This is a genomic window from Rhizobium sp. Root483D2 (assembly GCF_001426685.1).
GTDB classification, from domain to species: Bacteria; Pseudomonadota; Alphaproteobacteria; order Rhizobiales; family Rhizobiaceae; genus Pararhizobium; species Pararhizobium qamdonense.
The window spans coordinates 42328-65797 of the sequence record NZ_LMFB01000017.1 but is presented as its reverse complement, the minus strand read 5'-3'; the positions used below and the strand labels follow the sequence as shown (position 1 = coordinate 65797).

Sequence of the window (23470 nt, the reverse complement as noted above, 5' to 3'; positions counted from 1 at the left end):
GAAAATTGCGCAGGGGTGCGTACGGCACATGGCTGTCATGCATATTAAATGATTGCGAACGGCCCAAAAAACCATCATACCGACTGCAGCTGATGCATCTTGGTGGCTTTTTTCCTCCCAGTGCCACCGCAGCAGCTGTTCCCCTCTGGAGGTTTAATTACCTTCATAACTATAAAGGGCCCAAGTTTTTCTTGTGGCCCTCTTTTTTTGCCCAGATTTCAAAGACATACCTATAGTTGCAATAATTCTTGGCGCGAGCCATTGACGTTCCGGCGGCGCTTTCCCATATCCAATCCAGCTGATGCACATGATGGTCTTCTTCCTCCCAGTACCATCGCAGCAGCTGTTCCCCTCTGGAGGTTTTAACCTTCACATCTCAAAGGGCCCTGTTCTTCAGTGGCCCTCTTTTTTTGCCCAAATTTCCAGTGATGCATTTTTCACGAAGTCGTGACTTGAATATCGGCTTTGGCCGATTTACATATCGGTACATCGGAATTTAGCGATACAGAAACGGTGATGGACAAAGACGAAATCCTCAAAGCCCTGGCACATCCCAAGCGCATCGAGATGCTTGGCTGGATGAAGGAGCCGGAAGCGCATTTTTCCACCCAGCATCATCCGCTGGACATGGGGGTCTGCGCCAGCCAGTTCGAACGCTGCGGCCTGTCGCAATCGACAGTCTCTGGCCATCTGTCGATCCTGCAGCGCGCCGATCTCGTCACCACCAAACGTGTTGGCCAGTGGATTTTCTACAAGCGGAACGAAGACACGATCGCCGCGTTCCTGACCGATATCGGCAAGACGCTCTGACAGCCACATTGCCTGAACCTCATCCTCCCAAGACATAACCGCAGTCATTGAAAAGGACTTCCCATGACTTCCCTCTTCGACCCGATCAAGATCGGCGACATCGAGCTTGCCAACCGCATCGTGATGGCACCGCTGACGCGCAACCGTTCGCCGGGCGCCGTGCCGAACACGCTCAACGTCACCTATTATGAACAGCGCGCATCGGCCGGTCTTTTGATCACCGAGGCGACCGCGATCACCCATCAGGGCCAGGGTTATGCCGACGTTCCCGGCCTCTACACCGCAGAAGCCCTCGACGGCTGGAAAAAGGTGACCGACGCCGTGCATTCGGCCGGCGGCAAGATCGTCGTGCAGATGTGGCATGTCGGCCGTATCTCCCACACCACGCTGCAGCCGGACGGCGGCAAGCCGGTCTCGGCCTCGGCCATACAGGCGAAATCGAAGACCTACCTCGTCAATGCCGACGGTACCGGCACCTTTGCCGAAACCTCCGAGCCGCGCGCGCTGGAACTTTCCGAAATTCCCGGCATCATCGAGGACTATCGCAAGGCCGCCCGCGCCGCTGTCGATGCCGGCTTTGACGGTGTCGAGATCCATGCCGCCAACGGTTACCTGATCGACCAGTTTCTGCGGTCGGGCTCCAATGTCCGCACCGACGCCTATGGCGGCCCGATCGAAAACCGCGCCCGCTTCCTGTTCGAGGTCGTCGATGCCATCACCAAGGAAATCGGCGAGGGCCGCACCGGCATCCGCATTTCCCCGGTCACGCCCGCCAACGATTCGTCCGACCCGGATGCGCAGACGCTCTTCACCTTTGTCGTCGAGGGCCTTGCCAGGTACAAGCTGTCCTACATCCACGTCATCGAGGGTGCCACCGGCGGCCCGCGCGACTTCCAGCAAGGCGACACGCCGTTCGACTACGCAGCTCTGCGCGCAGCCTATGAAAAGGCCGGCGGGAAGGCCGCCTGGATGACCAACAACGGCTACGACCGCGACCTCGCCATCGAGGCCGTCAAGGACGGCAGGACCGACCTCGTCGCCTTCGGCAAGCCGTTCATCGCCAATCCGGACCTGGTCCAGCGGCTGAAAGACAATGCCCCGCTCAACACCCCGGACCAGGCAACCTTCTACGGCGGCGGCGCCAAGGGCTACACGGATTACCCGGTCTTGGAACAGCAGGTGGCGTGACCATCCACCCTCCCCTCGAGGGGGAGGGTCGGAGCGAAGCTCCGGGGTGGGGTGAGCTGCGGCGTATACAATAGGCCATGGCGCTCGCGGTGGGTCACCCCCACCCGCCGCGGCGCGGCGACCTCCCCCCTCAAGGGGGAGGTGAAAGGGCAGGCGCCTGACCATCCACCCTCTCCTTGAGGGGGAGGGTCGGCACGCAGTGCCGGGGTGGGGTGACCTGCGGCGGATACAATCGGCAATAGTGTTCGCAGTCGGTCGCCCCCACCCGCCGCGTTGCGGCGACCTCCCCCCTCAAGGGGGAGGTGAAAGGACAGGCGCGTGAAATCCACCCTCCCCTTGAGGGGGAGGGTCGGAGCGAAGCTCCGGGGTGGGGTGAGCTGCGGCGTATACAATAGGCTATGGTGCTCGCGGTGGGTCACCCCCACCCGCCGCGTCGCGGCGACCTCCCCCCTCAAGGGGGAGGTTAATGAAAGACGCGCAATGTTTGACCGTTACATTCAGGCCTTTGACCTCGTGCCAGACGGAAGTCCTGTCGTCACCCATTCCAGCCATCTCCTTCCCGTCCGCTGGCAGGGCCTGCCTGCGATGCTGAAGGTTGCCACCGTAAGCGAGGAAAAGCGCGGTGCGTTGCTGATGCAATGGTGGGATGGGTTAGGTGCGGCCAAGGTCTATGCAAACGACGATGATGCCGTTCTGCTTGAGCGGGCGCACGGAAAGCTATCGCTGCTCTCCATGGCGATGAGCGGCGACGATGATGCCGCGAGCCGGATCATCTGCGGTACGGTGCAAACCCTGCACCGGCCACACACAAAACCCTATCCCGAGCTTGTTCCCCTCGACATCTGGTTTCGCGCCCTTGAGACGGCATCCACAATCCACGGCGGAGCCTTCGCCACCTCGCATGCGGTTGCCAAAACCCTGCTCGATGGGCCGCTTGAGACCGGCGCCCTGCACGGCGATATCCACCACAGCAATATTCTCGACTTTGAAGACCGGGGCTGGCTGGCGATCGACCCGAAGGGTCTGCTCGGCGAGCGCGGCTATGACTATGCCAACCTGTTTTGCAATCCGGACCTGCCCGCAACAAAAGACGCTGCAAGGCTTCGCCGCCAGCTTCCCATCGTGGCGGAGGTATCGGGGCTTGCACCGGAGCGGCTGCTACGCTGGGTCATCGCCTATGCCGGACTGTCCGCAGCCTGGTTTCTCGAGGATGAGGGCGATCCGGCGCCCGCACTTCATGTCGCCGAAATCGCCGCTGCAGAGCTTGGCGGCGGCATCTGAACCGTTTTTCCGATCGATGATTTAGCCGCTGTACAACGCCTATTGCACGGCTTAGAGCTTCGGCACACTGCTGGAGACATTGATGCATCTGCGCGACGCCGAAGAGACCGACCTGCCCGCCATCCGCGATATCTACAATGACGCCGTGCTCAACACGACGGCGATCTGGAACGACACGCAGGTGGATCTGGAAAACCGCGCCGCATGGTTTGCAGATCGCAGGCGTCTCGGCTATCCGGTCCTGGTTGCGGTGACGGATGACGGCATCATTGCCGGCTATGCCTCGTTCGGCGACTGGCGCGCCTTCGACGGTTATCGCCACACTGTCGAACATTCCGTCTATGTCGAAAAGAACCAGCGCGGCGGCGGGATCGGCAAGCTCCTGATGCAGGCCCTGATCGAGCGGGCGGCGGCCTGCGGCAAGCATGTGATGGTGGCGGGCATCGAAGCCAACAATGCAGCCTCGATCCGGCTGCATGAAAAGCTCGGCTTCGAGATCACCGGCCAGATGAAGGAAGTCGGCACCAAGTTCGGACGCTGGCTGGACCTCACCTTCATGCAACTGACCCTGCCGGAAAAACCATAGGTTCCTCCCGGTTTCACCCGATCGATGCTATCAAGGGCCTCATGAAATGTATGGTCCTGAACGCATGAAAGATCAGACACGGCGGCATTGCGGGGCTTGGGTTGCGGCATTGGCTGTCACCACCCTGGTCGCCGGACTGTTTTCGCAAGGCGCCATCGCCCGTGCACAGCCGGAATGGCGCGCGCCGCCCTGCGTCTATTCGGCCAGCACTGCAGACACGACGCTTTGCGTGCGGGCGCGCAGCTATAGCCGCGATATCTGCACCGCCCTTGGCCATTTTGCTGAAACCAACGCACTACCGCCCGATTTCTTTGCCCGGCTGATCTGGAAGGAAAGCCTGTTCCGGCCAAATGCGGTCAGCCCCAAAGGTGCTGAGGGCATTGCGCAGTTCATCCCCTCGACCGCCAGGTTGCGCGGCTTGAACAACAGTTTCGACGCGCTGGAGGCGCTTGGAAAATCCGCCGAATATCTCGATGCGCTGCGCGACCGCTTCGGCAATCTCGGCTTTGCCGCAGCCGCCTACAATGCCGGTGAAGGTGGGTTGAGCAGCTTTCTGGCAACCGGAAACCTGCCGTCAGAGACCCGCGCCTATGTGCTTGCCATCACCGCCCACTCGATCGAGGAATGGAAGGACAATCCGCCGGAGGCGCTTGATCTCAGGCTCGACAAGGAGAAATCCTTCTACGATGCCTGCACCGCCCTTGCCGACAAGCGGCGCCTGAACGAGGTCGAGTTCGAAGGCGAAGGCACCTTTGCGCCCTGGGGCGCGCAGCTCTCGGCGCATTTTCAAAAGAGCGTGGCGCAGCGGTTGTTTCTGGCGACGGTGAGCCGCATGCCCGCGCCACTCAATGCGGAAAAGCCGCTGATCCAGCGCGAGCGCAACCGCGCCTTCGGCAACCGGCTGCGCTACACCGCCCGCATCGGCCGCGAGACGCGGGCCGAGGCCGATGCGGTCTGCACGCAGGTCCGCAAGACCGGCGGCGCCTGCATCGTCTTCAAGAACTGAGGGACGGCCGAACGCTTCACGCCGTCACGTCACCGGCATCGCTTTGCCGGGGTGCAGGGAGAGCCCGTTTTGCCGGCTCTGCGGCCACGCAGCCGAGGTCGACAAGCGAGGCGCGTACGGCCTCGTCGATCGGGGTCCACGGTTCGGCACCGATTGCGGCAACCAGCCGGTCATTGGGCATGCGCAGCGGCTCCTGCCAGAGATAGCGCATTTCTCTCAATTCCCTGAAGAAGGGCACGAAGGGGGCGGCGAAGGGCAAAAGCCACCACGGAAAGGACCTGACCTTGACGCTAGGATTACCGCTGGCGCGGCGGATCGCAGCGGCCAGACGCGTGCCGTCCTCATCCCAGAACCCCTGCATATGGAACACGGCGAATGCCGGAAGCGCCGCGCGGCGATCGACAAGGCGCGCCATCGTCTCGGCTACATCGGGCAGATAGGCCCATTGATGGCCAATGCCCCTTGCGCCCGGATAGGTGATGCGGGTCACCGGCTTGCCGGGCGTCACCATGCCTTGCGAAAACCAGCTATTGGCTGCCCCCGGACCGAAGAAATCCCCTGCCCTTACGATGATGACACGCACACCCTCCTGCGACGCTGCCTCCAGGCGGCGCTCCATGTCGGCGCGGATCTTGCCCTTGGCGGTCACCGGGTTCTGCGGCGATTTTTCGTGCAGCAGCGGAAACGCATCCGGGCCAAAATTGTAGATCGTGCCGGGCAGCAGCACCATGGCTCCGCTTGCCTTGGCCGCCGCAATCGTATTGCTGATCATCGGCAGCACCAGCGTGCCCCAGTTGCGGTATCCTGGCGGGTTGACGGCGTGCACGATCAGGCTTGCGCCTTCAGCTGCGGCGAGCACATCGTTTGCCGTCATGGCATCGCCCGATACCCAGTCGAAATCCGGGTTTTTCGCACGCACCCTGGCAGGATCACGATGAAGCGCGCGGATCGTCCAGCCGCGGGCTTTGAGGTTTCCAGCCACCGCGCCGCCAATACCGCCGGTGGCGCCGAGGATGAGAGCGATCTGTTTTGCCTGTTCGGTCATGTCTGATCTCCTGTTGCGTTGGAGATCATTCTGAACGCTTTCCAATTAAACGGAGTTGAGGAAATTGATATACCTGTTATACAAAAATAGATGAACAAGAGTGAACCGAGCTGGGATTTCTACCGGACTTTCCTCGCCGTGCTGCGGGAGGGCTCCCTTTCCGCTGCCGCGCGCGAGCTGGGACTGACGCAGCCGACCATTGGCCGGCATATCGATGCGCTGGAGACCATGATCGGTTTCCAGCTCTTTATCCGCTCGCCGCAGGGGCTGATGCCAACGGAAGCAGCAATCGACCTGAAACCGCATGCCGAGCAGCTGGCCGCGAACGCTGCGGCATTGCTCAAGGCGGCGACCGGACAGGGCGGCGGTGTGCGCGGCACGGTGCGCATCAGCGCCAGCGAGGTGATCGGCATCGAGGTGCTGCCGCCCATGCTGACGGCGCTTGCCGACCGGCACCCGGACCTCGTCATCGAGCTGTCGCTGTCGGATGCCGTCGAGGACCTTTTGCGCCAGGAAGCCGATATCGCCGTGCGCATGGTGGCACCCGAGCAGGACGCACTGATCACCCGCCGGATCGGCGGCATACCGCTCGGGCTCTACGCGCACCGGCGCTATCTCGACACGCACGGCACGCCGGAAACGCTGGAGGACTTGAGCCAGCACCGCACCATCGGCTTTGACCGCGAAAGCGCCTTCGTGCGGTCCGTGCGCAAGCGCGTACCGTTGATCGACCTGATGCGCCCTTCCTTCCGCGCCGACAGCAATCTGGCGCAGCTGGCGGCCATTCGCGCAGGCTTCGGCATCGGCGTCTGCCAGGTGGCGCTTGCAAAGCGCGACCCGGATCTCATGCGGCTGTTCGAAACCGAGTTCGAGCTGCCGCTCGAAACCTTCGTGGTCATGCACGAGAACCTGAAGACCACGCCGCGCTGCCGGGTCGCTTACGATGCGCTGGTGGAAGGATTGCTGGCCTACATCGGCAGGTGATCGGACGGCAAACCGCCGGCGGGCGCCGGTACGGCATCGCGCGCATCCCGCCGCGGCGCCAGCGCCTTGACGGAAAACAGCGCATAGAGAATGAGCGGCAGGCAGACGAGATAGGATGTGCGGATGCCCAGATGTTCGGCCACGAAGCCGAGCAGCGGCGGCGCCAGAAAGAACACGATGAACGTCACCTGCCCAAGCGCCGCGACATTGACCTGCGCCGGCCGGTCGATACGCTGCGCGGCGGCCGAGACCGCCAGCGGATAGACGGCGCTGCATCCACCCCCCATCAGCGCAAAGCCAAACAGGGCGACATAGGCATGCGGCGCCAGCCAGACGGCCGTCAGCCCGATGGCCGACAGCACCAGAAGCACCGACGCGACATGGCGGGCGCCGAAACGGTCAACCACCGGATCGATGAACAGCCGTGCCATCGCCATGAAGAAGGTGAACAGCGTCAGCCCGAGGCCACCGATGAAGGGCTCGACCGCAAACACGTCGCGCATATAGATCGCCGACCAGTCGATCCCCGCACCTTCGACCAGAAAGGCGGCGACGCCGATAATGCAGAGCGGCAGGAGGCCCAGCGTCGGCACCGCCAGAAGCGGCGCTTTTGCCTCATGCGACACGGCGCGGGCCGGCGCGTTGCGAATGCCAGAAATGGCGATAAGGCCGACCGCAAGCACCACGGCGAAGGTCACGGCCAGATGCAGCTGCATCGAGATTTGCCCCTGGCGCACGAACGAGGCAATCAGCGCGGTCACGAAAAAGCCGAGGCTCCAGAAACCATGCGCCCGGTTCATGATCCCCCGCCCAAGCCGCGCCTCCAGCCGGTCGATCTCGACATTGAGATTGATTTCGAGAGCACCGGCAAGCAGGCCCGCAATGAACAGAACGCAGAATACCAGCGGTGCTGCCCCGACCCACGGAACGACCGCAAACGCGGCAGCCGTGCCGAGAATGGTGATAAAGGCTGTTGCGCGCGCACCCAGATGCGCAATCAGCGGCGAGGAAAATGTCAGCGAAATCAGCGCCCCGATCGCCATGCCGATCAGCGTTAGCCCCAGCTCCGACTTATTGACCCGCAGCGTCACCTGCAGATCCGGCATGCGGGCGAGCAGCGCACCGAGCGACACGGCAAACAGGAAGAAACAGGTATAGATCCTGTGATGCGGCGCGATGATCATGGCTGGGCTCCTCGAAAGGCCGTTGTGTACCGGCATTTGCGTTAGAGCGGAAGCCGTCCGGCGTGATCGACGCCGTGATTTTCAGACGGTGGCTAGATGTCGCTACTTGGGGGCGTGGACATGCAATGCAAGAGTTTAGAGCCCAAACGAAACCCGCCGTTTCCGGCGGGTTCGTCATGGTCGATCGCGCGACCTTACTTGCAGGCGCCGCAGAAGCGTTGGATGCGTTTGCAGGCTTCCTCGAGCAGGGCTTCCGAGGTGGCGTAGGAAATGCGGAAGTTGGGGCCGAGGCCGAAGGCGGAGCCGTGGACGACGGCGACACCTTCGGTTTCGAGCAGTTCGGACACGAAATCCTCATCCGTCTCGATGACCTTGCCCGAGGGTGCGGTCTTGCCGATCAGGCCCTTGCAGGACGGATAGACGTAGAATGCGCCTTCCGGCGACGGGCACTCGATGCCCTTGGCCTGGTTGAGCATCGACACGACCAGATCGCGGCGGCCCTCGAAGATCCGCTTGTTTTCCGGAATGAAATCCTGCGTGCCGTTCAGCGCCTCGACGGCCGCCCACTGGGCGATCGAGCAGGCGCCCGAGGTCTGCTGACCCTGGATCATGTCCATCGCCTTGATCAGCGACAGCGGGCCGGCCGCATAGCCGATGCGCCAGCCGGTCATGGCATAGGCCTTGGAGACGCCGTTCATGGTCAGCGTGCGATCATAAAGCTTCGGCTCGACCTCCACCGGGGTGGCGAACTTGAAGTCGCCATAGGTCAGGTGCTCGTACATGTCGTCGGTCAGGACCCAGACATGCGGATGCTTGAGGAGCACATCGGTGAGCGCCTTGAGTTCGGCATGGCTATAGGCAGCACCCGACGGGTTGGACGGCGAGTTGAAGATGAACCACTTGGTCTTGTCCGTGATCGCCTTGTCGAGATCCTCGGCGGTCAGCTTGAAATTGTTGGCCTGGGTCGCTTCGACAAAGACCGGCGTGCCGCCGCAGATCGACACCATTTCCGGATAGGACACCCAGTAAGGGGCCGGGATGACGACTTCATCGCCCGGATTGATCGTCGCCATGAAGGCGTTGAAAAGAATCTGCTTTCCACCGGTGCCGACGATCGTCTGGGCGGCCGTGTAGTCGAGATTGTTTTCGCGCTTGAACTTCCTGGCGATCGCCTCACGCAGTTCCGGGATGCCCGAAACCGGCGTGTACTTCGTCTCGCCGCGGTTGATCGCGTCGATGGCGGCTTTCTTGATATTGTCCGGCGTATCGAAATCCGGCTCCCCGGCGCCAAGCCCGATGACATCGCGGCCCTTGGCTTTCAGTTCCCGGGCTTTCTGGGAAACGGCGATGGTGGCGGATGGCTTTACACGGGAAAGGGCGTCGGCAAGAAAGGCCATGATATGTTTGTCCTGATCAGGTTGAAACAGCATGCGGCCAATGGAGCGGGCTCTGCCTGGCTCCATAGCGGTTAGGTGTATGTCGAAAGACCGCCCCGGTTTCAAGCGCAAAGAGCCAAGAAACGCGGCAAAATGCGTACCCATGACAATGTTTCATCAGTGACATCAACGGATCGGATGAATCACTTTGTGGGCTTTGCTGCGCAGAGGGCTGAAACGACTCTGCTTTTTCGAACCCGGCTCATGAAAAATGCTTGATCCCGCCAGGCGCCGGAGAGCGACGGCCAAGAACGTTTCTCCACCTGGATTTATTCATCAAAAACAAAGGTTTTGGCTGATTTCCGCAACGCCTTGATTTGGTCACAACAAATGCCTTGGCCTGCCGCAATTCTGTCCTTGTGCGGCCGATTTCGGAGCCTTTTCTGGCATCACACGAATCCATGTGCGCCGAGGGGGCCCGCAATGCTTCTGAACACCGAAAACACGGCCAAGCCGGTCAGCCGCATGAGCGGGCGGCAGATCGAATATCTGATCGTCGCCGCACTCATCGCGGTCACGCTTTCCCTCCTGTTCTTCATGGGCTTCTTTTCCCATGCGATGGCGGAGACCAACGGCAGCAAGCCGCAGCGTTTTGCCGGTTACGTCCGCCCCAACGACATGGGCACAGGTGCCCTGCTCTTCCCATCCAAGGAGCCCGGTTCCTTCGTGGAAGCGCCGAGGCTAGCGACCGACGTCGTCATCGACGTCAACGGCCCGATCATCCGCACCCGCGTCACCCAGCGCTTCGAGAACCCGAGCAAGGGCTGGGTCGAGGGCACCTATGTGTTCCCGCTGCCGGAAAATTCCGCCGTCGATACGCTGAAGATGCAGATCGGCGACCGTTTCATCGAGGGCGAGATCAAGGCGCGCGAAGAGGCCCGCAAGGTCTATGAGCAGGCGAAGGCCGAAGGCAAGAAGACAGCGCTTCTCGAACAGCAGCGCCCCAACATCTTCACCAACCAGGTCGCCAATATCGGTCCCGGCGAAACCATTGTCGTGCAGATCGAATATCAGAGCAGCGTGCATCAGTCGGGCGGCGAATTCTCGCTGCGCTTCCCCATGGTGGTAGCGCCGCGCTACAATCCCGATCCGATCGTCCAGACTGTCGATCTCGATCCGAAATCCGGTTATGCCGTCAACGATCCGGTTCCCGACCGCGACAAGATCACGTCCCCCGTGCTGAACCCCGCAGAAAACGCCAAAATCAATCCGGTGACGCTGACGGTCAATCTCAATGCCGGCTTCCCGCTCGGCACCGTCACCTCCCCGTTCCATCAAATCGACATGCAAACGGTCGATGGCACCGCACGCAAGATCTCGCTAAAGAGCGCCAGCGTGCCGGCGCTGAAGAACGCCAGCGTGCCGGCCGACAAGGATTTCGAGCTGAGCTGGAACGCTGTTGCCGGCGCGATGCCGAATGCGGGCCTTTTCCGCGAAACCCAGGACGGCAAGACCTATCTGCTCGGCTTCGTCACGCCGCCGGCGCAGGGCGCCACAGACGGAACCGCTCCGGACCGCGAGGTCGTCTTCGTCATCGACAATTCCGGCTCGATGGCCGGACCGTCGATCGAGCAGGCGCGCGACAGCCTGGCGCTGGCCATCTCCAAGCTGCGGCCGCAGGACAAGTTCAACGTCGTGCGCTTCGACGACACGATGGAAGTGCATTTTCCGACGCTGGTTCAGGCGACGCCGGACAGGCGCGAGGACGCTATCGCCTTCGTTCGCGGGCTCACCGCCGATGGCGGCACCGAAATGCTGCCGGCGCTGGAAGCGGCTCTGCGCACCCAGGGGCCGGTGGCCTCCGGCGCCCTGCGGCAGGTGGTGTTCCTCACCGACGGCGCGATCGGCAACGAGGCGCAGCTGTTTGAGGAAATCTCCAGCAACCGTGGCGACGCCCGCGTCTTCACCGTCGGCATCGGTTCGGCCCCCAACACCCATTTCATGACCAAGGCCGCCGAAATCGGCCGGGGCACCTTCACGCTGATCGGCTCTGAAGATCAGGTGGCAGCGCGGATGGGCGAATTGTTCGCCAAGCTGGAAAATCCTGTCATGACCGATATCGCCGTCTCATTCGACGGCGCCAATGCGCAGGACATCACGCCGAACCCGATGCCGGACCTTTATCGCGGCGAGCCGGTGGTGCTGACGGCGCAGCTTGAGGGCGCAACGCCGACAGGCAAGCTACAGATCACCGGCAAGAGCGGCACTCAGCCCTGGCGCATCGAGATGGACGTGGCCAAGGCCTCTCAGGGCAAGGGTATCGCCAAGCTCTGGGCCCGCCGCAAGATCGACGACCTGGAAGCCAATGCTTATGCGGTGAACGATGCCGCAGCGCTCGACAAGCAGATCGAGACGGTGGCGCTCGCCAATCACCTCGTCTCCCGGGTCACCAGCCTGGTGGCCGTCGATGTGACGCCGTCGCGCCCGGCGGGTGAACCCGTTGTCAGCACCGATCTGCCGCTCAACTTGCCTGAAGGCTGGGATTTCGAGAAGGTGTTCGGCGAAGAGCCGCAGCCAACGATGCCGCAAGGGGAGCGCAAGGCGCAGCTGCAACAGAGCGAGCAGCAGGCCATGCTGGTCGCCGACCGGATGGCCGCAGCCCCGACGGCGCGTGCCGCCAGCATGATCGCCGACGCCGGCAAGCAGGTCAATCTGCCGCAGACGGCCACGCTCGCCGACCGGCATATCCTGATCGGCCTTATGCTGCTTGCCTTTGCCGTGATGGCGGCGACCACATTCAGCCTGTGGCGCTGGCAGCTGCGCGGTCTGGTTTTGGAGGGCCGCAACCGTGTCCGATAAGCCCGGCAATGAAACCAGCCTGGACATTTCAGATCAGGACACGGAAGGACGCGCCGGATTTCTGGCGCGTCTCAATGCGCTGGAAACGGTGGTTCTGGCCGGAATTCTTCTGGTGGCGCTTGCCGGCGTCATGCTGGTCGGCAAAGGCTTTTACATGAAGGCCAAGGCCGAGGTGTCACAGGTGCTGTTGAAGCGCAGCTTTGCAGCGCAGCTGCACGGCGAGACCAATGCCAAACCCTGGCCCTGGGCAGACTTTTCCACCGAAGCCGAAATCACCGCCCTGCGGATCGGCAAAACCGCAGTCGTGCTGTCCGGCGCAAGCGGCGAGGCCCTGGCTTTCGGCCCAGCCCGTCTTGCCAACACGCCGGCACCGGGCGAACCCGGCACGTCTGTCATTGCCGCCCATCGCGATACGCATTTCCGCTGGTTGAAGGACGTCAAACAAGGCGATCTTCTGGTCATCACCCGCAAGGACGGAACGAACCTCACCTTCCGCGCCGGCACCAGCCGCATCGCGCGCTGGGACGAGAGCGGCATCAACGCCGATGCGCCCGGCCGCAATCTGGCGCTCGCCACCTGCTGGCCATTCGACGCCACCGAGCAAGGCCCGCTGCGCTACATCGTCAATGCCGAACTTGTTGACGATGCAGGCCCATCGACGCTCGCCGCGCAAGATATGTCCGGTAAACTCCCGGTCAAATCCTTTTGATCGCAAAAGGCCGTTCTGAGCCTTGAAACGCAGCCTTCAACGCCCAGCTTCAATCGGTATTCACTGATCGGTAGGCGCTGATCGGCATGCTCTGGGAGAACGCGATGACGACGACATTTTCAAACCTGTTGAAATCCGCCGGACTGCTATCGGCCTTGACTGCCGCCCCTGCCTTTGCGCAGGACGCCAAACAGTTTGCGACCGAGAAAGCCGCCGTGCAGGTGGATACGATCGCATCCGGCCTCGACAATGCCTGGTCCGTCGAAGTGCTTCCGGATGGCGCTTACATCGTCACCGAGCTTAGCGGCACGCTGCGCATCATCCGGGACGGCAAGGCATCGGAGCCGATCAGCGGCGTACCGGAGGTGGCGCGCCAGGGCCAGGGCGGCCTGCTCGATGTGGCGCTCGATCCGAAATTTTCTGAAAACCGCACGCTGTTCCTCTCCATGTCCGTGGCGGATGGCAATGGCAACGGAACGGCGATCGTGCGCGCGGCACTCTCGGACGATGGACAGAGTCTGGCGCAGGTTCAGGAAATTTTCCGTATGAACAAGTTTACCGGCAAGGGCCAGCATTTCGGCTCGCGGATCGTGATTGCGCCGGATGGCAACCTGTTCTTCGGCATCGGTGATCGCGGCGAACGCGACCGGGCGCAGGACATGCAGGACCATGCGGGCGCCGTCTTGCGTATCAAGCCGGATGGCAGCATCCCCGCAGACAATCCCTATGCCGACGGCAAGGCCGGGCTTGCCGAGCTCTGGTCGAAAGGTCACCGCAATCCGCAGGGGATTATCATCGATCCCGAGAATGGCCAGCTCCTGACCGTCGAACATGGCGCGCGTGGCGGCGACGAGATCAACGCGCCGGAGCCGGGCAAGAATTACGGCTGGCCGGTCATTACCTTCGGCAAGGATTATTCCGGCGCGGCAATCGGCGTCGGGCAGAGCGCCGACGGCTACGAGCAACCCCTCCACTATTGGGATCCCTCGATCGCGCCCGGCGCCCTCGACGTCTATCGCGGCGATATGTTCCCGCAATGGAACGGCAGCGTTCTGGTCGCAGCCTTGAAATTCGAGCTTCTGTCACGGCTGGAGCGGGATGAGAGCGGCGCTGTCACCGCCGAGGAGCGGCTGTTTGAAGGCGAGTTCGGACGCATCCGCGATGTGAAGGTCGCCCCTGATGGCGCAATCCTGATGGTCACCGACGGAGACGACGGCGCGCTGTTGCGGGTGTCCGCATCGAACCGGAGCTGACATCACGTCAAGCGCACGACTGCCGCAAATTGATACAGATGTCCCCCGGTTTTGATGACTATTGGGCGCGCTGCTGCAAGATCCCAGTGCAATATCAGGGGTAATCCTTGGCAACGGGACTTCGCGACCGGCATCCCTGCCCGTTGCATTCGCATTGCGGCCAGTGACAAGTTTTATCAAACGGTTAATATTTAAAACACGCAGTGCAACGCGCCGGCGTTGCCTTGGCATTCTCAGGCACTCGCAGCCACAAATGGCTCGAAAATCGGTGCACAGCAGGCGAAATTCAATATTTTCAATAGCTTACAGTATATCAGCTGAAGAACCGCATTTTTCGGCAGTTGATTGCTTTTTAAACAAACCAAAACGGCACACTTGTTTCAAAAAACTTTTGCTTGCCAATTTAAAATAAACACAGCAAGCTTACTGTGTTCGGGCAATTTGCGAACACGGGAAGACCTTTATATTAATGCGCGCCGGACACGCAAAATGTTCCGGGCAGTCGGGCAAAGACGGAGTTTTTCGATGACTGGCTGCAATAACAGGACCCTTTCCTCATAGTCGAGAACTGCCTGCCGCACGCTCCCTGGAGCAAAATATTGTAATGCTGCCCGCTGCATCCGGGCAGAGGAAAAAGGACCTGACGCATGGCCGAGACTGGCATTGTTAAATTCTTCAACACCGACAAGGGCTTTGGTTTCATCAAGCCGGACAATGGTGGCGCCGACATCTTCGTGCATATTTCCGCAGTCCAGGCCTCGGGCCTGAACGGACTATCCGAAAATCAGAAGGTCAGCTTCGACACCGAACCGGATCGCCGCGGCAAAGGGCCAAAGGCCGTCAACCTGCAGGTTTCCAGCTAAGCCGCCGCAGTTTCTGCAAACCGATTGACGTTGAAGCCCGGCCCCGTTGCCGGGTTTTTCATTCAGCCTGCGTTCAGTTTCGCCATATTAATCTGTCTTCATCATCAAGGACTAAATTGTCCGGCCGAAAACAGGATCGAATCAATGAACAAGGTTATCAAAGCTGCCGTTCTTGCCCTCGCTACCGCAGCGACGGTCATCCCGACAGTCTCGTCCGCCCAGGCTGAAGACTGGGGCCGCCGCGGCTATTATCGCCATGGCGGTCACGACAGGGACTATCGCCGCCACAACAATGGCGACGCCGTGGCGCTCGGCGCGCTGGGTCTTGCCACCGGCGTCATCATCGGCGGCGCAATCGCCAACCAGCCGCGCTACCAGGAACGGGTCTATATTGATCCGGAGCCCGAATATTACGAGCCGCGCCCGGTCTATCGCCGTCCCCGTCCCGTTGTCGTGCAGAATTACGGCGGCCTGGAGCCCTGGACACCCGGCTGGTACCGTTATTGCTCGCAGCGTTACCGCTCGTTCGATGCCCAATCCGGCACATTCCGTGGCTATGACGGCCGCGACTATTTCTGCCAGGCGGGCTGAGTCAAACAGTCAGACTTCATGGAAAAGGCACGTGCCCACCGGCACGTGCCTTTTTTTAATTACAAGCCGCGCAGGTAAGGATTGGTGCGGCGTTCCTCGCCGATCTGGCCGCCGGGGCCATGGCCGCAGATAAAGCCGACGGTATCGCCAAGCGGCAGGATCTTGTCGCGGATGGAATCCAAGAGCTGCTGATGGTTGCCGCCAGGCAGATCGGTGCGGCCGATCGAGCCGCGAAACAGCACGTCGCCGACATGGGCAAAACTCTGGGCGCGGTTGAAATAGACGACATGGCCGGGTGCGTGGCCGGGGCAATGCAGCACCTCGAACACATGCGCGCCGAAGGATACGGTATCGCCGTCCTCCAGCCACTGATCCGGCACGACATTTTCGACCTTCATTGCCAGACCGAACTTTTCAGCCTGGGTCTCCAGCTTTTCAAGCAGCGGCAGGTCGTCCCGGTGCGGGCCGATAATGTCGAGGTTGAGCGCTTCCTTGAGTTCCTTGGCGCCGCCGGCGTGATCAATATGACCATGGGTCAGCCAGATCGCCTTCAGCGTGATGCCGTTTTCCTTGATGGTCTGCAGGATCACATCGACATCGCCACCGGGATCGACGATCACGCCTTCCTTGGTGTCGGTATCGAACAAAACCGTGCAATTTTGCTGGAAATGGGTAACCGGGATAATGCCCGCCTGTAACATATGGCCCTGCCTCGCTGTCTCACTCACTGGACAGCATATAGGATGGACGCAGGACAATGAAAACGGCAAAAGGCAATTGAAACAGAAAGCTGCGGCGGGATGCGCGGCTTATCGCGCTTCTGCCAGTTCCACGGCTGCCGGTACCGGCACCTGGAAATTGATCGTCGTCATCAGGAGAGCAAAGACCGCAAGCTTGGCGGCGACAACGGTTATGACGACAGGACGCAATTGGCGTGCTGTCGAATAGGAATCCTCGGAAATCGTCGTTTGCATGGTCGTAACCCTCTCTGTTGGCGTCTAAACACCGGAATTGTCCAAAAGTTCCGGGAAGCAGAACGAATTCAGTATTTTACAATTTCGAGATATTCGCTGTTCCAGCGGGAACAACAGGGTGAACGCCAATCGACAGAACGGAAAGCCGATAACGGCCCCTTCCCTCCACTATGCCGCGATACCTAGGCTCTTGATCGTTTCGCAGTTGCGAAATTGACTCATATGAATTTTCGTCTCACCCTGCATAGGCCGCACGAGCGGCGTGCCAGGTGAGTCTGGGGGGCCGGACGCCGATGGCGGACAGGGGAGCAGCGAGCAATGGAAGCATTATTGCCTATCATTACGCAGTTGATTGCCGGCGCAGCGGGTGGAAACGCGGTGGGTGCGGTTCTCAAGCAACAGGCGCTGAGCGTCGTCGCCCGCACGATTGTCGGCGCGATCGGCGGCCTGGGCGGCGGGTTTCTCGTTCAGATGCTGGGCGGCGACGCCGCAGCCGCCGGACTGATCGCACAAGCCATCGGCGGGATTGCAGGCGGTGGCGTGCTGGCCGGCCTTGCCGGCCTCGTCGTGGGCGCACGCAAAGCCTGAAAAACGGAATGCGGCCAGGACCCGGTCGCATGAAGCCAGTGAACCCAACAATAAAAAAGGCGGCTCACCGGCCGCCTTTCTCTTATGGGTCTAAGCCGCCGGTTACTCGGCAGCTGCCGCGACCGGATACACTTCCTTCATGTAGTCGTTCATCAGCGTCTCGGAGATCGTCGCCGGCTTGAACGTATAGGGGCCGATCTCGGAGACCGGCGTGACTTCGGCGGCCGACCCCGTGAGGAAGCACTCGGAGAAGTCCGGGAGCTCTTCCGGCATGATCACACGCTCGACCACCTGGTAACCGCGGCGCTTGGCAAGCTCGATCACCGTCTGGCGGGTGATGCCGTTGAGGAAGCAGTCCGGTACCGGCGTGTGGATCACGCCGTCCTTGACGAAGAAGATGTTGGCGCCGGTCGCCTCCGCCACCTGGCCGCGATAATCCAGCATCATGGCATCAGCGTAACCCTTGGCTTCCGCAGCATGCTTGGAAATGGTGCAGATCATGTAGAGGCCGGCGGCCTTGGAGGCGCAAGGGGCGGTCTTCGGATCGGGCCTACGGTATTCGGCGATATCGAGGCGGATGCCCTTCAGCTTTTCGGCCGGATTGAAATAGCTGCCCCATTGCCAGATGGCGATGGCGACATTGATGCGGTTGTTCTGGGCCGAAACGCCCATCATTTCCGAGCCGCGCCAGGCGATCGGCCGGACATAGGCCTCCGAAAAGCCCTGCCGCTTCAAAAGCTCGACCGTCGCGGCATCCAGCTCCTCAACCGAATAGGGAATGGTGAAGCCGAGGATTTCGGCCGACTTGTGCAGACGCTGATTGTGTTCGGTCAGCTTGAAAACCCGGCCGCCATAGGCGCGCTCGCCTTCAAAGACGGCGCTGGCATAGTGCAGTCCGTGGGTCAGCACATGGATCTTTGCGTCTTTCCAATCGACAAATTCGCCGTTGAACCAGATCTGACCGTCCAACTGATCAAAAGGAACTGCTGCCATCGTCTCATCCCTTGGCGTCCGCGCGCCATTCTTATGTTGATTGTCTCCCCTGCTCCCATTTATCGGCAAACGTGAACGAGGGAAATCCGCTATGGTGATTTTGAATTGGCGATCGGCGCGGCGCGGCCTATCTTCAAGGATAGGACTAGCGTCGGGTGTTCGCCCTTCTGCAGTTAAAGACTTACCAACCGCGAAAAAATATGTCAATATAGCTGACATATTTTTTCGAATGTTTCGTAGAATGCACCGGAATTGAAAGGAAAAGACTGCGTGGCAGGACAGGCGAACCAGAAAGCCGAAAACGACATGGCGTCTGCGACTGCAGACAACACGGACGCGGTTGATTTCGAGATCATCGAGCTGTTCTTCTTTGCCTATCGGGATTTCACCTCCGACCCCGATGTGATTCTCGAAAAGCGCGGTTTCGGGCGTGCGCATCACCGCGTCCTGCATTTTGTCGATCGCGAACCGGGCATGACGGTGGCGGATCTGCTCGAAACGTTGCGCATCACCAAGCAGAGCCTGGCGCGTGTTTTGAAACAACTCATCGATTCAGGGTATATTCATCAAGTTGCCGGGCCGGAGGATCGCAGGCAGCGCATGCTCTATACAACGAAGGAAGGCAAGACGCTCGCAAGAGCCTTGGCCGAGCCACAATCGCGGCGCATCGCCGAGGCCATGGAAAAAACCGGGCCTGGCGCACGCGAACTGGTCAAACGCTTCCTTTCCGGCATGAAGAATGCCGGCGATAATTGACACCCGGCAGACACGGCCGGCACTGCGAGATGACAGGGCCTACGAATGACGAAGACGATCAGGATCGATGACGATGCCGCCCATCTGCTGGTCGTGGATGACGACCGCCGGATCCGTGATCTTCTCAATCGCTATCTGATGGAAAAGGGATTTCGCGTCACCACGGCTGCCGATGCCGATGAAGCGCGGCGCAAGCTCGAAGGCATCGACTACGATCTTCTGATCGTCGATGTGATGATGCCGGGCGAGACCGGCATTTCGTTGACCCAGAGCCTGCGCAAGATCAAGACCGTGCCGGTGATCATGCTGACCGCACTTGCCGAATCCAATGCCCGTATCGAGGGCCTGGAGGCCGGCGCCGATGATTATCTGCCCAAGCCGTTTGATCCGCGCGAATTGGTGCTGCGCATCAACAATATCCTCAGGCGCAATGCGCCGGCAAAGGCCCCCAAGGTGGAACAGGTCATTTTCGGACCCTTCACCTTCTCTGTGGTGCGCAAGGAACTGCGGCGCGGTGCCGACCATATCCGGCTGACGGACCGCGAGCAGGAAATCATGATGCTGTTTTCGCAGCGCGCCGGCGAAACCATTCCGCGCCATGAGCTGGTCAGCGACGAGGCCGAGGTCGGCGAACGGACCATCGACGTACAGATCAACCGCCTGCGCCGCAAGATCGAGGACGATCCCTCCAATCCCGTCTTCCTGCAGACCGTGCGCGGCATCGGCTACCGGCTGAGCGTGGATTAGTCCCTATGAGCATCCGGCTGGATATCCATGGCAAGCTTTGACATCCTGCGGCGCAGCCGCGCGCCGGCGGCCGATACGGCCTGGAAACGCACGGCCCGCTGGCTGCGGCGGCGCTTGCCGATGGGGCTTTACGCCCGCTCGCTCCTGATCGTCATCATCCCCATGGTGCTCCTGCAGTCGGTCGTCGCCTTCGTCTTCATGGAGCGGCACTGGCAGCTGGTGACGCAACGGCTGTCGGCGGCCGTGACCGGCGATATCGCCGCCGTCATCGATCTCATTGATAAAATGCCCGCCAGCGATTATGACGATGTCATCCAGATCGCCCGCGACCGGCTCAACCTGCGCATTTCCATCGAGCCCGACGGCGAGCTGCCGGCGCCGCGCCCAAAACCCTTCTTTGAAATCCTCGACCAGATCCTCAGCGAGGAGATTTCCCAGCAGATTCGCAAGCCGTTCTGGATTGACACCGTCGGCAATTCCGATCTTGTCGAAGTCCGCATCAAGCTCGATGACCAGCGCATCCTGAGGGTCTATGCGCGCCGCAGCCAGGCCTATGCCTCCAATACCCATATCTTCATCGTCTGGATGGTCGGCGCCTCGCTGGTCCTGCTCACCATCGCCATCCTGTTCCTGCGCGGCCAGATCCGGCCGATCCTCGCGCTTGCCAAGGCTGCCGAGAGTTTCGGCAAAGGCCAGAAGATCGACGATTTTTCCCCGCGCGGGGCCGAGGAAGTCCGCCGCGCCGGCCTTGCCTTCATCCAGATGCGCGAGCGCATCGAGCGCCAGATCGAGCAGCGCACGGCGATGCTGACCGGCGTCAGCCACGATCTTCGAACCATCCTCACCCGTTTCAAGCTGCAACTGGCGCTGGCCGGCGACAGCGCCGATCTCGACAGTCTCAACCAGGATGTCGAGGACATGCAGAGCATGCTGGAGGGCTATCTCGCCTTCGCGCGCGGCGAAGCGGAGGAAGATGTCGGACAGCTGAAGCTCAGCGACCTGATGAACCGGCTGACGCTCGAGGGCGAACTGCACGAAAAGACGGTCACGACATCGGTCGAGGGCAACGACAATATTCGCGTGCGCCCGAATGCCTTTACCCGGCTGATCGCCAATCTCGCCTCCAACGCCTACCGCTATGCCAACACCGTCCATATCGATGCCAGGCACAGCAACAAATGGCTGACGATCACCGTCGACGACGATGGCCCCGGCATTCCCGAACGCTCGCGCGAAGATGTGTTCAAGCCGTTCTTCCGCCTCGACGAGGCCCGCAATCTCGACAGCTCCGGCACCGGCCTCGGCCTCGCGATCGCGCTCGACATCGCCAGAAGCCATGGCGGCAATGTCACATTGTCGGATAGCCCGATGGGCGGCCTGCGGGCGGTGGTCCGGGTTCCCGCTTGATCAGCGCGAATAGGTGCCGATCATCCCACGCCGTTCGTTGAAGCGATGCCAGGCGTCGATACGCCTGGGGTGTTTTGCCCGCATGGTGTCGAGCGGGGCGAGAAGCCGCCCTTGCCTTTTCCACTGCGCGTCGCAAATCTCGATGATGCGGCGGTTCGGCCAGGGTTTATTGACGATCGACAGGAGGGCGGCAAAAGCCTCTTCCTCTCGGCCTGCGCCAAAACGATGAGCGAGAATGCCGTAGGCAAAGGCGGTGGAGCGGCTGACGCCTGCGTGGCAATGGACGAGGATGCGGCTGTCCTGCTGTTCGATCGCGGGAAGGACGGCATCGAAGAAGGCCGCGACGGCGTCCGGAAAATGGCCGGTTGCCAGCGCATTTTCCTGATCGCGCAACCGCACGACATGGTGCTTTGCACCGGCAATGCGCGGTACGTGTTCCTCGGCAAGTTCTGGATCAAGCAGCGAAACGACATGCGAGGCCTGCCAGTCGTCAGCGACCATTGCCGCATCGCGCAGGCAGGTGACGCGCACGAAGTCTGGAACGGCACTCAGGTCCATGACCATGTTCCTATCGGCGTTTTTAAAGAAGCCTTTTGCCGTTCGGCACCGGCTTGTCCGTGGCGGCCAGCACGATCGCGCCGGCCTCGTCCTCGAAGCCGAGTGTCAGCACTTCAGAGCGGAACGGACCGATCTGGCGCGGCGGGAAATTGACGACGCCGAGCACCTGGCGGCCGACAAGGCTTTCCGGCGTGTAATGGGTGGTGATCTGCGCCGATGATTTCTTCAGGCCGATTTCCGGGCCGAAATCGATGACGATCTTGATCGCCGGCTTGCGCGCTTCGGGAAAAGGCGACGCCTCTATGATCGTGCCGGTTCGAATATCGACGCGCTCGAAATCGGCGTAGGTGATGGTCTCGGTCATGGAAAAGGTCCCGAATTATCCGGCCAGTTCTTCCGCCCGCTTGCGGGCTGCGGCAATCGCCTTGTCGAACAGCGGCTGCATGCCGTCGTCGGCCATGAGAATGTTGAGCGCCGCCGCCGTGGTGCCGCCCGGAGACGTCACGTTCTGGCGAAGCTTGGAGGCGTCATCGGGGGACTGGTGCAGGAGTTCACCAGCCCCCGCGACGGTTTCCCGTGCGAGCCGCATGGCAAGGTCCGCCTGAAGACCGGCCTTGCGGCCAGCTTCTGCCATGCACTCGACGAGATAAAAGACATAGGCCGGGCCGCTGCCGGACACGGCGGTGACAGCATCGATATCGGCTTCGGTTTCCACCCATTCGACCGGGCCGGAAACTTTCAAAAGATTATGGACGAGATCGCGCTGCGCACTCGAGACCGCACCATTGGCAAAGGCGCCGGTCACGCCACGGCCGATCATCGCCGGCGTATTCGGCATCGCCCGTACCATGGCGGCATCGCCCAGATGCGATTGCATGAAGGACAGCGTGGTTCCGGCTGCAACCGACACAACCACCGTGTCCGGACCGACGAGCCCCTTCAGAGGCGGCAGCACCGTGGCCATCATCTGCGGCTTGACCGCGAGAAACAGAACGCCGGCTTTGAGATCTGCGGGCGCGGATGTTGCGTGGCGCGCGCCGTTATCGGCAATCAGCTTGGCCATAACAGGTGGCGGGCCGGGATCGATCACCAGCAGATCGTCACCGGAAATGCCGCTCTTTAGCCAGCCGGCGAGCATGGCGCCGCCCATATTGCCTGCACCGATCAGAACGATCGGACCCGATGCCTGCACAGCCATCGTCACGCCTCTCCGACGGTTTCAAACATCACGGCTTCGACCGCGCTCTGCGCATCGACACCGGACCAGACAACGAATTGGAAAGCCTGGAAATAGGATTCGCATGCTTCAAGCGCGCTGGACAGAAGCACTTCGACCTGCTGGTTGGTCGGTTCGGCGCCACCGGCCAGAAGCAGCGACTGGCGGAAGATCACAACGTCTTCCTGGCGCCAGAGATCGAAATGGCCCATCAGCACCTGGCCGTTGATATGGGAGAGCAGCCGGATCACTTCGTTGACGCGGCTTTCGGGAACCTTGATGTCGAAAGCGCAGGCCAGATGCAGCGCTTCGAACTCCTCCATCCAGGAGAAGGAGACGTGGTAATCGGTCCACTTCCCTTCCACCGTCATGGCGATTTCATCCTCGCCAGAGCGCTCGAAGGACCAATCATTGTTGGCAGCGACGAACTCGATCATATCGACCGGGTTCGATTGGCGCTCAAGTTCCAGTTCCATCAGGCTCATGCATCACCCCA

At 61.1% G+C, this 23470-nt stretch carries 25 protein-coding genes; 15 read left to right on the top strand and 10 right to left on the bottom strand.

The features are described from left to right. Positions 1-516 precede the first annotated feature (516 nt). The 5 genes from ASD32_RS15550 (at position 517) to ASD32_RS15530 (ending at position 4871) form a co-directional block, all read left to right on the top strand. Positions 517-810 carry a metalloregulator ArsR/SmtB family transcription factor gene (locus ASD32_RS15550; RefSeq protein WP_060638986.1) on the top strand — a complete coding sequence of 98 codons (294 nt, stop codon included), beginning with the start codon at positions 517-519 and terminating at the stop codon, positions 808-810. A gap of 63 nt (positions 811-873) precedes the next feature. Further along, entirely contained in the window at positions 874-1998 is a 1125-nt protein-coding gene (locus ASD32_RS15545) for an alkene reductase (RefSeq protein WP_060638953.1), read from the top strand. A 480-nt stretch (positions 1999-2478) separates the two neighbouring features. After that, positions 2479-3279 carry an aminoglycoside phosphotransferase family protein gene (locus ASD32_RS15540; RefSeq protein ID WP_060638952.1) on the top strand — a complete coding sequence of 267 codons (801 nt, stop codon included), beginning with the start codon at positions 2479-2481 and terminating at the stop codon, positions 3277-3279. 82 nt (positions 3280-3361) lie between these two features. Next, positions 3362-3865 carry a GNAT family N-acetyltransferase gene (locus tag ASD32_RS15535; protein ID WP_060638951.1) on the top strand — a complete coding sequence of 168 codons (504 nt, stop codon included), beginning with the start codon at positions 3362-3364 and terminating at the stop codon, positions 3863-3865. 64 nt (positions 3866-3929) lie between these two features. Beyond that, positions 3930-4871: a lytic transglycosylase domain-containing protein gene (locus ASD32_RS15530; RefSeq protein ID WP_156383197.1), complete on the top strand. Its 942-nt coding sequence runs from the start codon at positions 3930-3932 to the stop codon at positions 4869-4871. 16 nt (positions 4872-4887) lie between these two features. Here the strand turns inward: ASD32_RS15530 and ASD32_RS15525 are convergent, their stop codons facing one another. Beyond that, positions 4888-5916: an NAD(P)H-binding protein gene (locus ASD32_RS15525; RefSeq protein ID WP_060638949.1), complete on the bottom strand. Its 1029-nt coding sequence runs from the start codon at positions 5914-5916 to the stop codon at positions 4888-4890. Positions 5917-6006: 90 nt separating this feature from the next. Here ASD32_RS15525 and ASD32_RS15520 point away from each other — a divergent pair, with 90 nt between their 5' ends. Next, positions 6007-6900, top strand: coding sequence for a LysR family transcriptional regulator (locus tag ASD32_RS15520; RefSeq protein ID WP_060638948.1), 894 nt, complete (start codon positions 6007-6009; stop codon positions 6898-6900). Here ASD32_RS15520 and ASD32_RS15515 read toward each other — a convergent pair. Continuing rightward, positions 6885-8084 (bottom strand): MFS transporter, encoded by a 1200-nt coding sequence (locus ASD32_RS15515; protein ID WP_060638947.1) that lies wholly within the window; start codon positions 8082-8084, stop codon positions 6885-6887. The two genes, ASD32_RS15520 and ASD32_RS15515, sit on opposite strands and share 16 nt — an antisense overlap. Before the next feature lie 194 nt (positions 8085-8278). Beyond that, a complete protein-coding gene (locus tag ASD32_RS15510; protein ID WP_060638985.1) occupies positions 8279-9481 on the bottom strand; it encodes a pyridoxal phosphate-dependent aminotransferase in 1203 nt (400 codons plus the stop codon). Between the two features lie 462 nt (positions 9482-9943). On the opposite strand from ASD32_RS15510, the gene ASD32_RS15505 reads away from it, so the two are divergent. From ASD32_RS15505 to ASD32_RS15485, 5 genes are all read left to right on the top strand, one after another. Beyond that, complete coding sequence (locus tag ASD32_RS15505; protein ID WP_060638946.1) at positions 9944-12319, top strand: marine proteobacterial sortase target protein; 2376 nt, start codon at positions 9944-9946, stop codon at positions 12317-12319. 25 nt (positions 12320-12344) lie between these two features. Next, complete coding sequence (locus tag ASD32_RS15500; RefSeq protein WP_060638984.1) at positions 12345-13028, top strand: class GN sortase; 684 nt, start codon at positions 12345-12347, stop codon at positions 13026-13028. A gap of 104 nt (positions 13029-13132) precedes the next feature. After that, positions 13133-14281 (top strand): PQQ-dependent sugar dehydrogenase, encoded by a 1149-nt coding sequence (locus ASD32_RS15495; protein ID WP_060638945.1) that lies wholly within the window; start codon positions 13133-13135, stop codon positions 14279-14281. A 647-nt stretch (positions 14282-14928) separates the two neighbouring features. Beyond that, positions 14929-15144: a cold-shock protein gene (locus tag ASD32_RS15490; RefSeq protein ID WP_060638944.1), complete on the top strand. Its 216-nt coding sequence runs from the start codon at positions 14929-14931 to the stop codon at positions 15142-15144. A gap of 144 nt (positions 15145-15288) precedes the next feature. After that, entirely contained in the window at positions 15289-15735 is a 447-nt protein-coding gene (locus ASD32_RS15485) for a BA14K family protein (protein WP_060638943.1), read from the top strand. A 59-nt stretch (positions 15736-15794) separates the two neighbouring features. Here ASD32_RS15485 and ASD32_RS15480 read toward each other — a convergent pair whose 3' ends face one another. Next, positions 15795-16436 carry an MBL fold metallo-hydrolase gene (locus ASD32_RS15480; RefSeq protein WP_060638942.1) on the bottom strand — a complete coding sequence of 214 codons (642 nt, stop codon included), beginning with the start codon at positions 16434-16436 and terminating at the stop codon, positions 15795-15797. Positions 16437-16544: 108 nt separating this feature from the next. Beyond that, positions 16545-16709, bottom strand: coding sequence for a hypothetical protein (locus ASD32_RS30285; protein WP_200953604.1), 165 nt, complete (start codon positions 16707-16709; stop codon positions 16545-16547). A gap of 318 nt (positions 16710-17027) precedes the next feature. On the opposite strand from ASD32_RS30285, the gene ASD32_RS15475 reads away from it, so the two are divergent. Further along, positions 17028-17297 (top strand): hypothetical protein, encoded by a 270-nt coding sequence (locus tag ASD32_RS15475; RefSeq protein WP_060638941.1) that lies wholly within the window; start codon positions 17028-17030, stop codon positions 17295-17297. A 102-nt stretch (positions 17298-17399) separates the two neighbouring features. Here the strand turns inward: ASD32_RS15475 and ASD32_RS15470 are convergent, their stop codons facing one another. Next, the gene (locus ASD32_RS15470; RefSeq protein WP_060638940.1) at positions 17400-18290 is read right to left on the bottom strand and encodes a branched-chain amino acid aminotransferase; all 891 of its coding nucleotides are present in this window, start codon (positions 18288-18290) and stop codon (positions 17400-17402) included. Positions 18291-18596: 306 nt separating this feature from the next. Here ASD32_RS15470 and ASD32_RS15465 point away from each other — a divergent pair, with 306 nt between their 5' ends. From ASD32_RS15465 to ASD32_RS15455, 3 genes are read left to right on the top strand one after another with little or no spacing between them, the layout of a single operon-like run. Beyond that, a complete protein-coding gene (locus tag ASD32_RS15465) occupies positions 18597-19046 on the top strand; it encodes a MarR family transcriptional regulator (RefSeq protein ID WP_060638983.1) in 450 nt (149 codons plus the stop codon). A 45-nt stretch (positions 19047-19091) separates the two neighbouring features. Then, entirely contained in the window at positions 19092-19793 is a 702-nt protein-coding gene (locus ASD32_RS15460) for a response regulator transcription factor (protein ID WP_060638939.1), read from the top strand. A 27-nt stretch (positions 19794-19820) separates the two neighbouring features. Then, the gene (locus tag ASD32_RS15455) at positions 19821-21200 is read left to right on the top strand and encodes an ATP-binding protein (RefSeq protein ID WP_060638938.1); all 1380 of its coding nucleotides are present in this window, start codon (positions 19821-19823) and stop codon (positions 21198-21200) included. On the opposite strand, the gene ASD32_RS15450 is transcribed toward ASD32_RS15455, so the two are convergent. Genes ASD32_RS15450 through ASD32_RS15435 form a run of 4 tightly spaced genes read right to left on the bottom strand, consistent with a single transcriptional unit; the run spans position 21201 to position 23459 of the window. Then, entirely contained in the window at positions 21201-21758 is a 558-nt protein-coding gene (locus ASD32_RS15450) for a dual specificity protein phosphatase (RefSeq protein ID WP_060638982.1), read from the bottom strand. A gap of 22 nt (positions 21759-21780) precedes the next feature. Then, positions 21781-22122 (bottom strand): tRNA-binding protein, encoded by a 342-nt coding sequence (locus ASD32_RS15445; protein WP_060638937.1) that lies wholly within the window; start codon positions 22120-22122, stop codon positions 21781-21783. A 15-nt stretch (positions 22123-22137) separates the two neighbouring features. Then, positions 22138-22956, bottom strand: a complete 819-nt coding sequence (proC, locus tag ASD32_RS15440) for a pyrroline-5-carboxylate reductase (RefSeq protein WP_060638936.1) — start codon at positions 22954-22956, stop codon at positions 22138-22140. Between the two features lie 2 nt (positions 22957-22958). Continuing rightward, positions 22959-23459 carry a YbjN domain-containing protein gene (locus tag ASD32_RS15435; RefSeq protein WP_037098689.1) on the bottom strand — a complete coding sequence of 167 codons (501 nt, stop codon included), beginning with the start codon at positions 23457-23459 and terminating at the stop codon, positions 22959-22961. Positions 23460-23470: the final 11 nt, after the last annotated feature.

What these genes read in the sequence shown, in the direction of transcription:
- ASD32_RS15550 (WP_060638986.1), top strand. Translation starts at nt 517, where the DNA reads ATGGACAAAGACGAAATCCTCAAAGCCCTGGCACATCCCAAGCGCATC.
- ASD32_RS15545 (WP_060638953.1), top strand. Translation starts at nt 874, where the DNA reads ATGACTTCCCTCTTCGACCCGATCAAGATCGGCGACATCGAGCTTGCC.
- ASD32_RS15540 (WP_060638952.1), top strand. Translation starts at nt 2,479, where the DNA reads ATGTTTGACCGTTACATTCAGGCCTTTGACCTCGTGCCAGACGGAAGT.
- ASD32_RS15535 (WP_060638951.1), top strand. Translation starts at nt 3,362, where the DNA reads ATGCATCTGCGCGACGCCGAAGAGACCGACCTGCCCGCCATCCGCGAT.
- ASD32_RS15530 (WP_156383197.1), top strand. Translation starts at nt 3,930, where the DNA reads ATGAAAGATCAGACACGGCGGCATTGCGGGGCTTGGGTTGCGGCATTG.
- ASD32_RS15525 (WP_060638949.1), bottom strand. Translation starts at nt 5,916, where the DNA reads ATGACCGAACAGGCAAAACAGATCGCTCTCATCCTCGGCGCCACCGGC.
- ASD32_RS15520 (WP_060638948.1), top strand. Translation starts at nt 6,007, where the DNA reads ATGAACAAGAGTGAACCGAGCTGGGATTTCTACCGGACTTTCCTCGCC.
- ASD32_RS15515 (WP_060638947.1), bottom strand. Translation starts at nt 8,084, where the DNA reads ATGATCATCGCGCCGCATCACAGGATCTATACCTGTTTCTTCCTGTTT.
- ASD32_RS15510 (WP_060638985.1), bottom strand. Translation starts at nt 9,481, where the DNA reads ATGGCCTTTCTTGCCGACGCCCTTTCCCGTGTAAAGCCATCCGCCACC.
- ASD32_RS15505 (WP_060638946.1), top strand. Translation starts at nt 9,944, where the DNA reads ATGCTTCTGAACACCGAAAACACGGCCAAGCCGGTCAGCCGCATGAGC.
- ASD32_RS15495 (WP_060638945.1), top strand. Translation starts at nt 13,133, where the DNA reads ATGACGACGACATTTTCAAACCTGTTGAAATCCGCCGGACTGCTATCG.
- ASD32_RS15490 (WP_060638944.1), top strand. Translation starts at nt 14,929, where the DNA reads ATGGCCGAGACTGGCATTGTTAAATTCTTCAACACCGACAAGGGCTTT.
- ASD32_RS15485 (WP_060638943.1), top strand. Translation starts at nt 15,289, where the DNA reads ATGAACAAGGTTATCAAAGCTGCCGTTCTTGCCCTCGCTACCGCAGCG.
- ASD32_RS15480 (WP_060638942.1), bottom strand. Translation starts at nt 16,436, where the DNA reads ATGTTACAGGCGGGCATTATCCCGGTTACCCATTTCCAGCAAAATTGC.
- ASD32_RS30285 (WP_200953604.1), bottom strand. Translation starts at nt 16,709, where the DNA reads ATGCAAACGACGATTTCCGAGGATTCCTATTCGACAGCACGCCAATTG.
- ASD32_RS15475 (WP_060638941.1), top strand. Translation starts at nt 17,028, where the DNA reads ATGGAAGCATTATTGCCTATCATTACGCAGTTGATTGCCGGCGCAGCG.
- ASD32_RS15470 (WP_060638940.1), bottom strand. Translation starts at nt 18,290, where the DNA reads ATGGCAGCAGTTCCTTTTGATCAGTTGGACGGTCAGATCTGGTTCAAC.
- ASD32_RS15465 (WP_060638983.1), top strand. Translation starts at nt 18,597, where the DNA reads ATGGCGTCTGCGACTGCAGACAACACGGACGCGGTTGATTTCGAGATC.
- ASD32_RS15460 (WP_060638939.1), top strand. Translation starts at nt 19,092, where the DNA reads ATGACGAAGACGATCAGGATCGATGACGATGCCGCCCATCTGCTGGTC.
- ASD32_RS15455 (WP_060638938.1), top strand. Translation starts at nt 19,821, where the DNA reads ATGGCAAGCTTTGACATCCTGCGGCGCAGCCGCGCGCCGGCGGCCGAT.
- ASD32_RS15450 (WP_060638982.1), bottom strand. Translation starts at nt 21,758, where the DNA reads ATGGACCTGAGTGCCGTTCCAGACTTCGTGCGCGTCACCTGCCTGCGC.
- ASD32_RS15445 (WP_060638937.1), bottom strand. Translation starts at nt 22,122, where the DNA reads ATGACCGAGACCATCACCTACGCCGATTTCGAGCGCGTCGATATTCGA.
- proC (WP_060638936.1), bottom strand. Translation starts at nt 22,956, where the DNA reads ATGGCTGTGCAGGCATCGGGTCCGATCGTTCTGATCGGTGCAGGCAAT.
- ASD32_RS15435 (WP_037098689.1), bottom strand. Translation starts at nt 23,459, where the DNA reads ATGAGCCTGATGGAACTGGAACTTGAGCGCCAATCGAACCCGGTCGAT.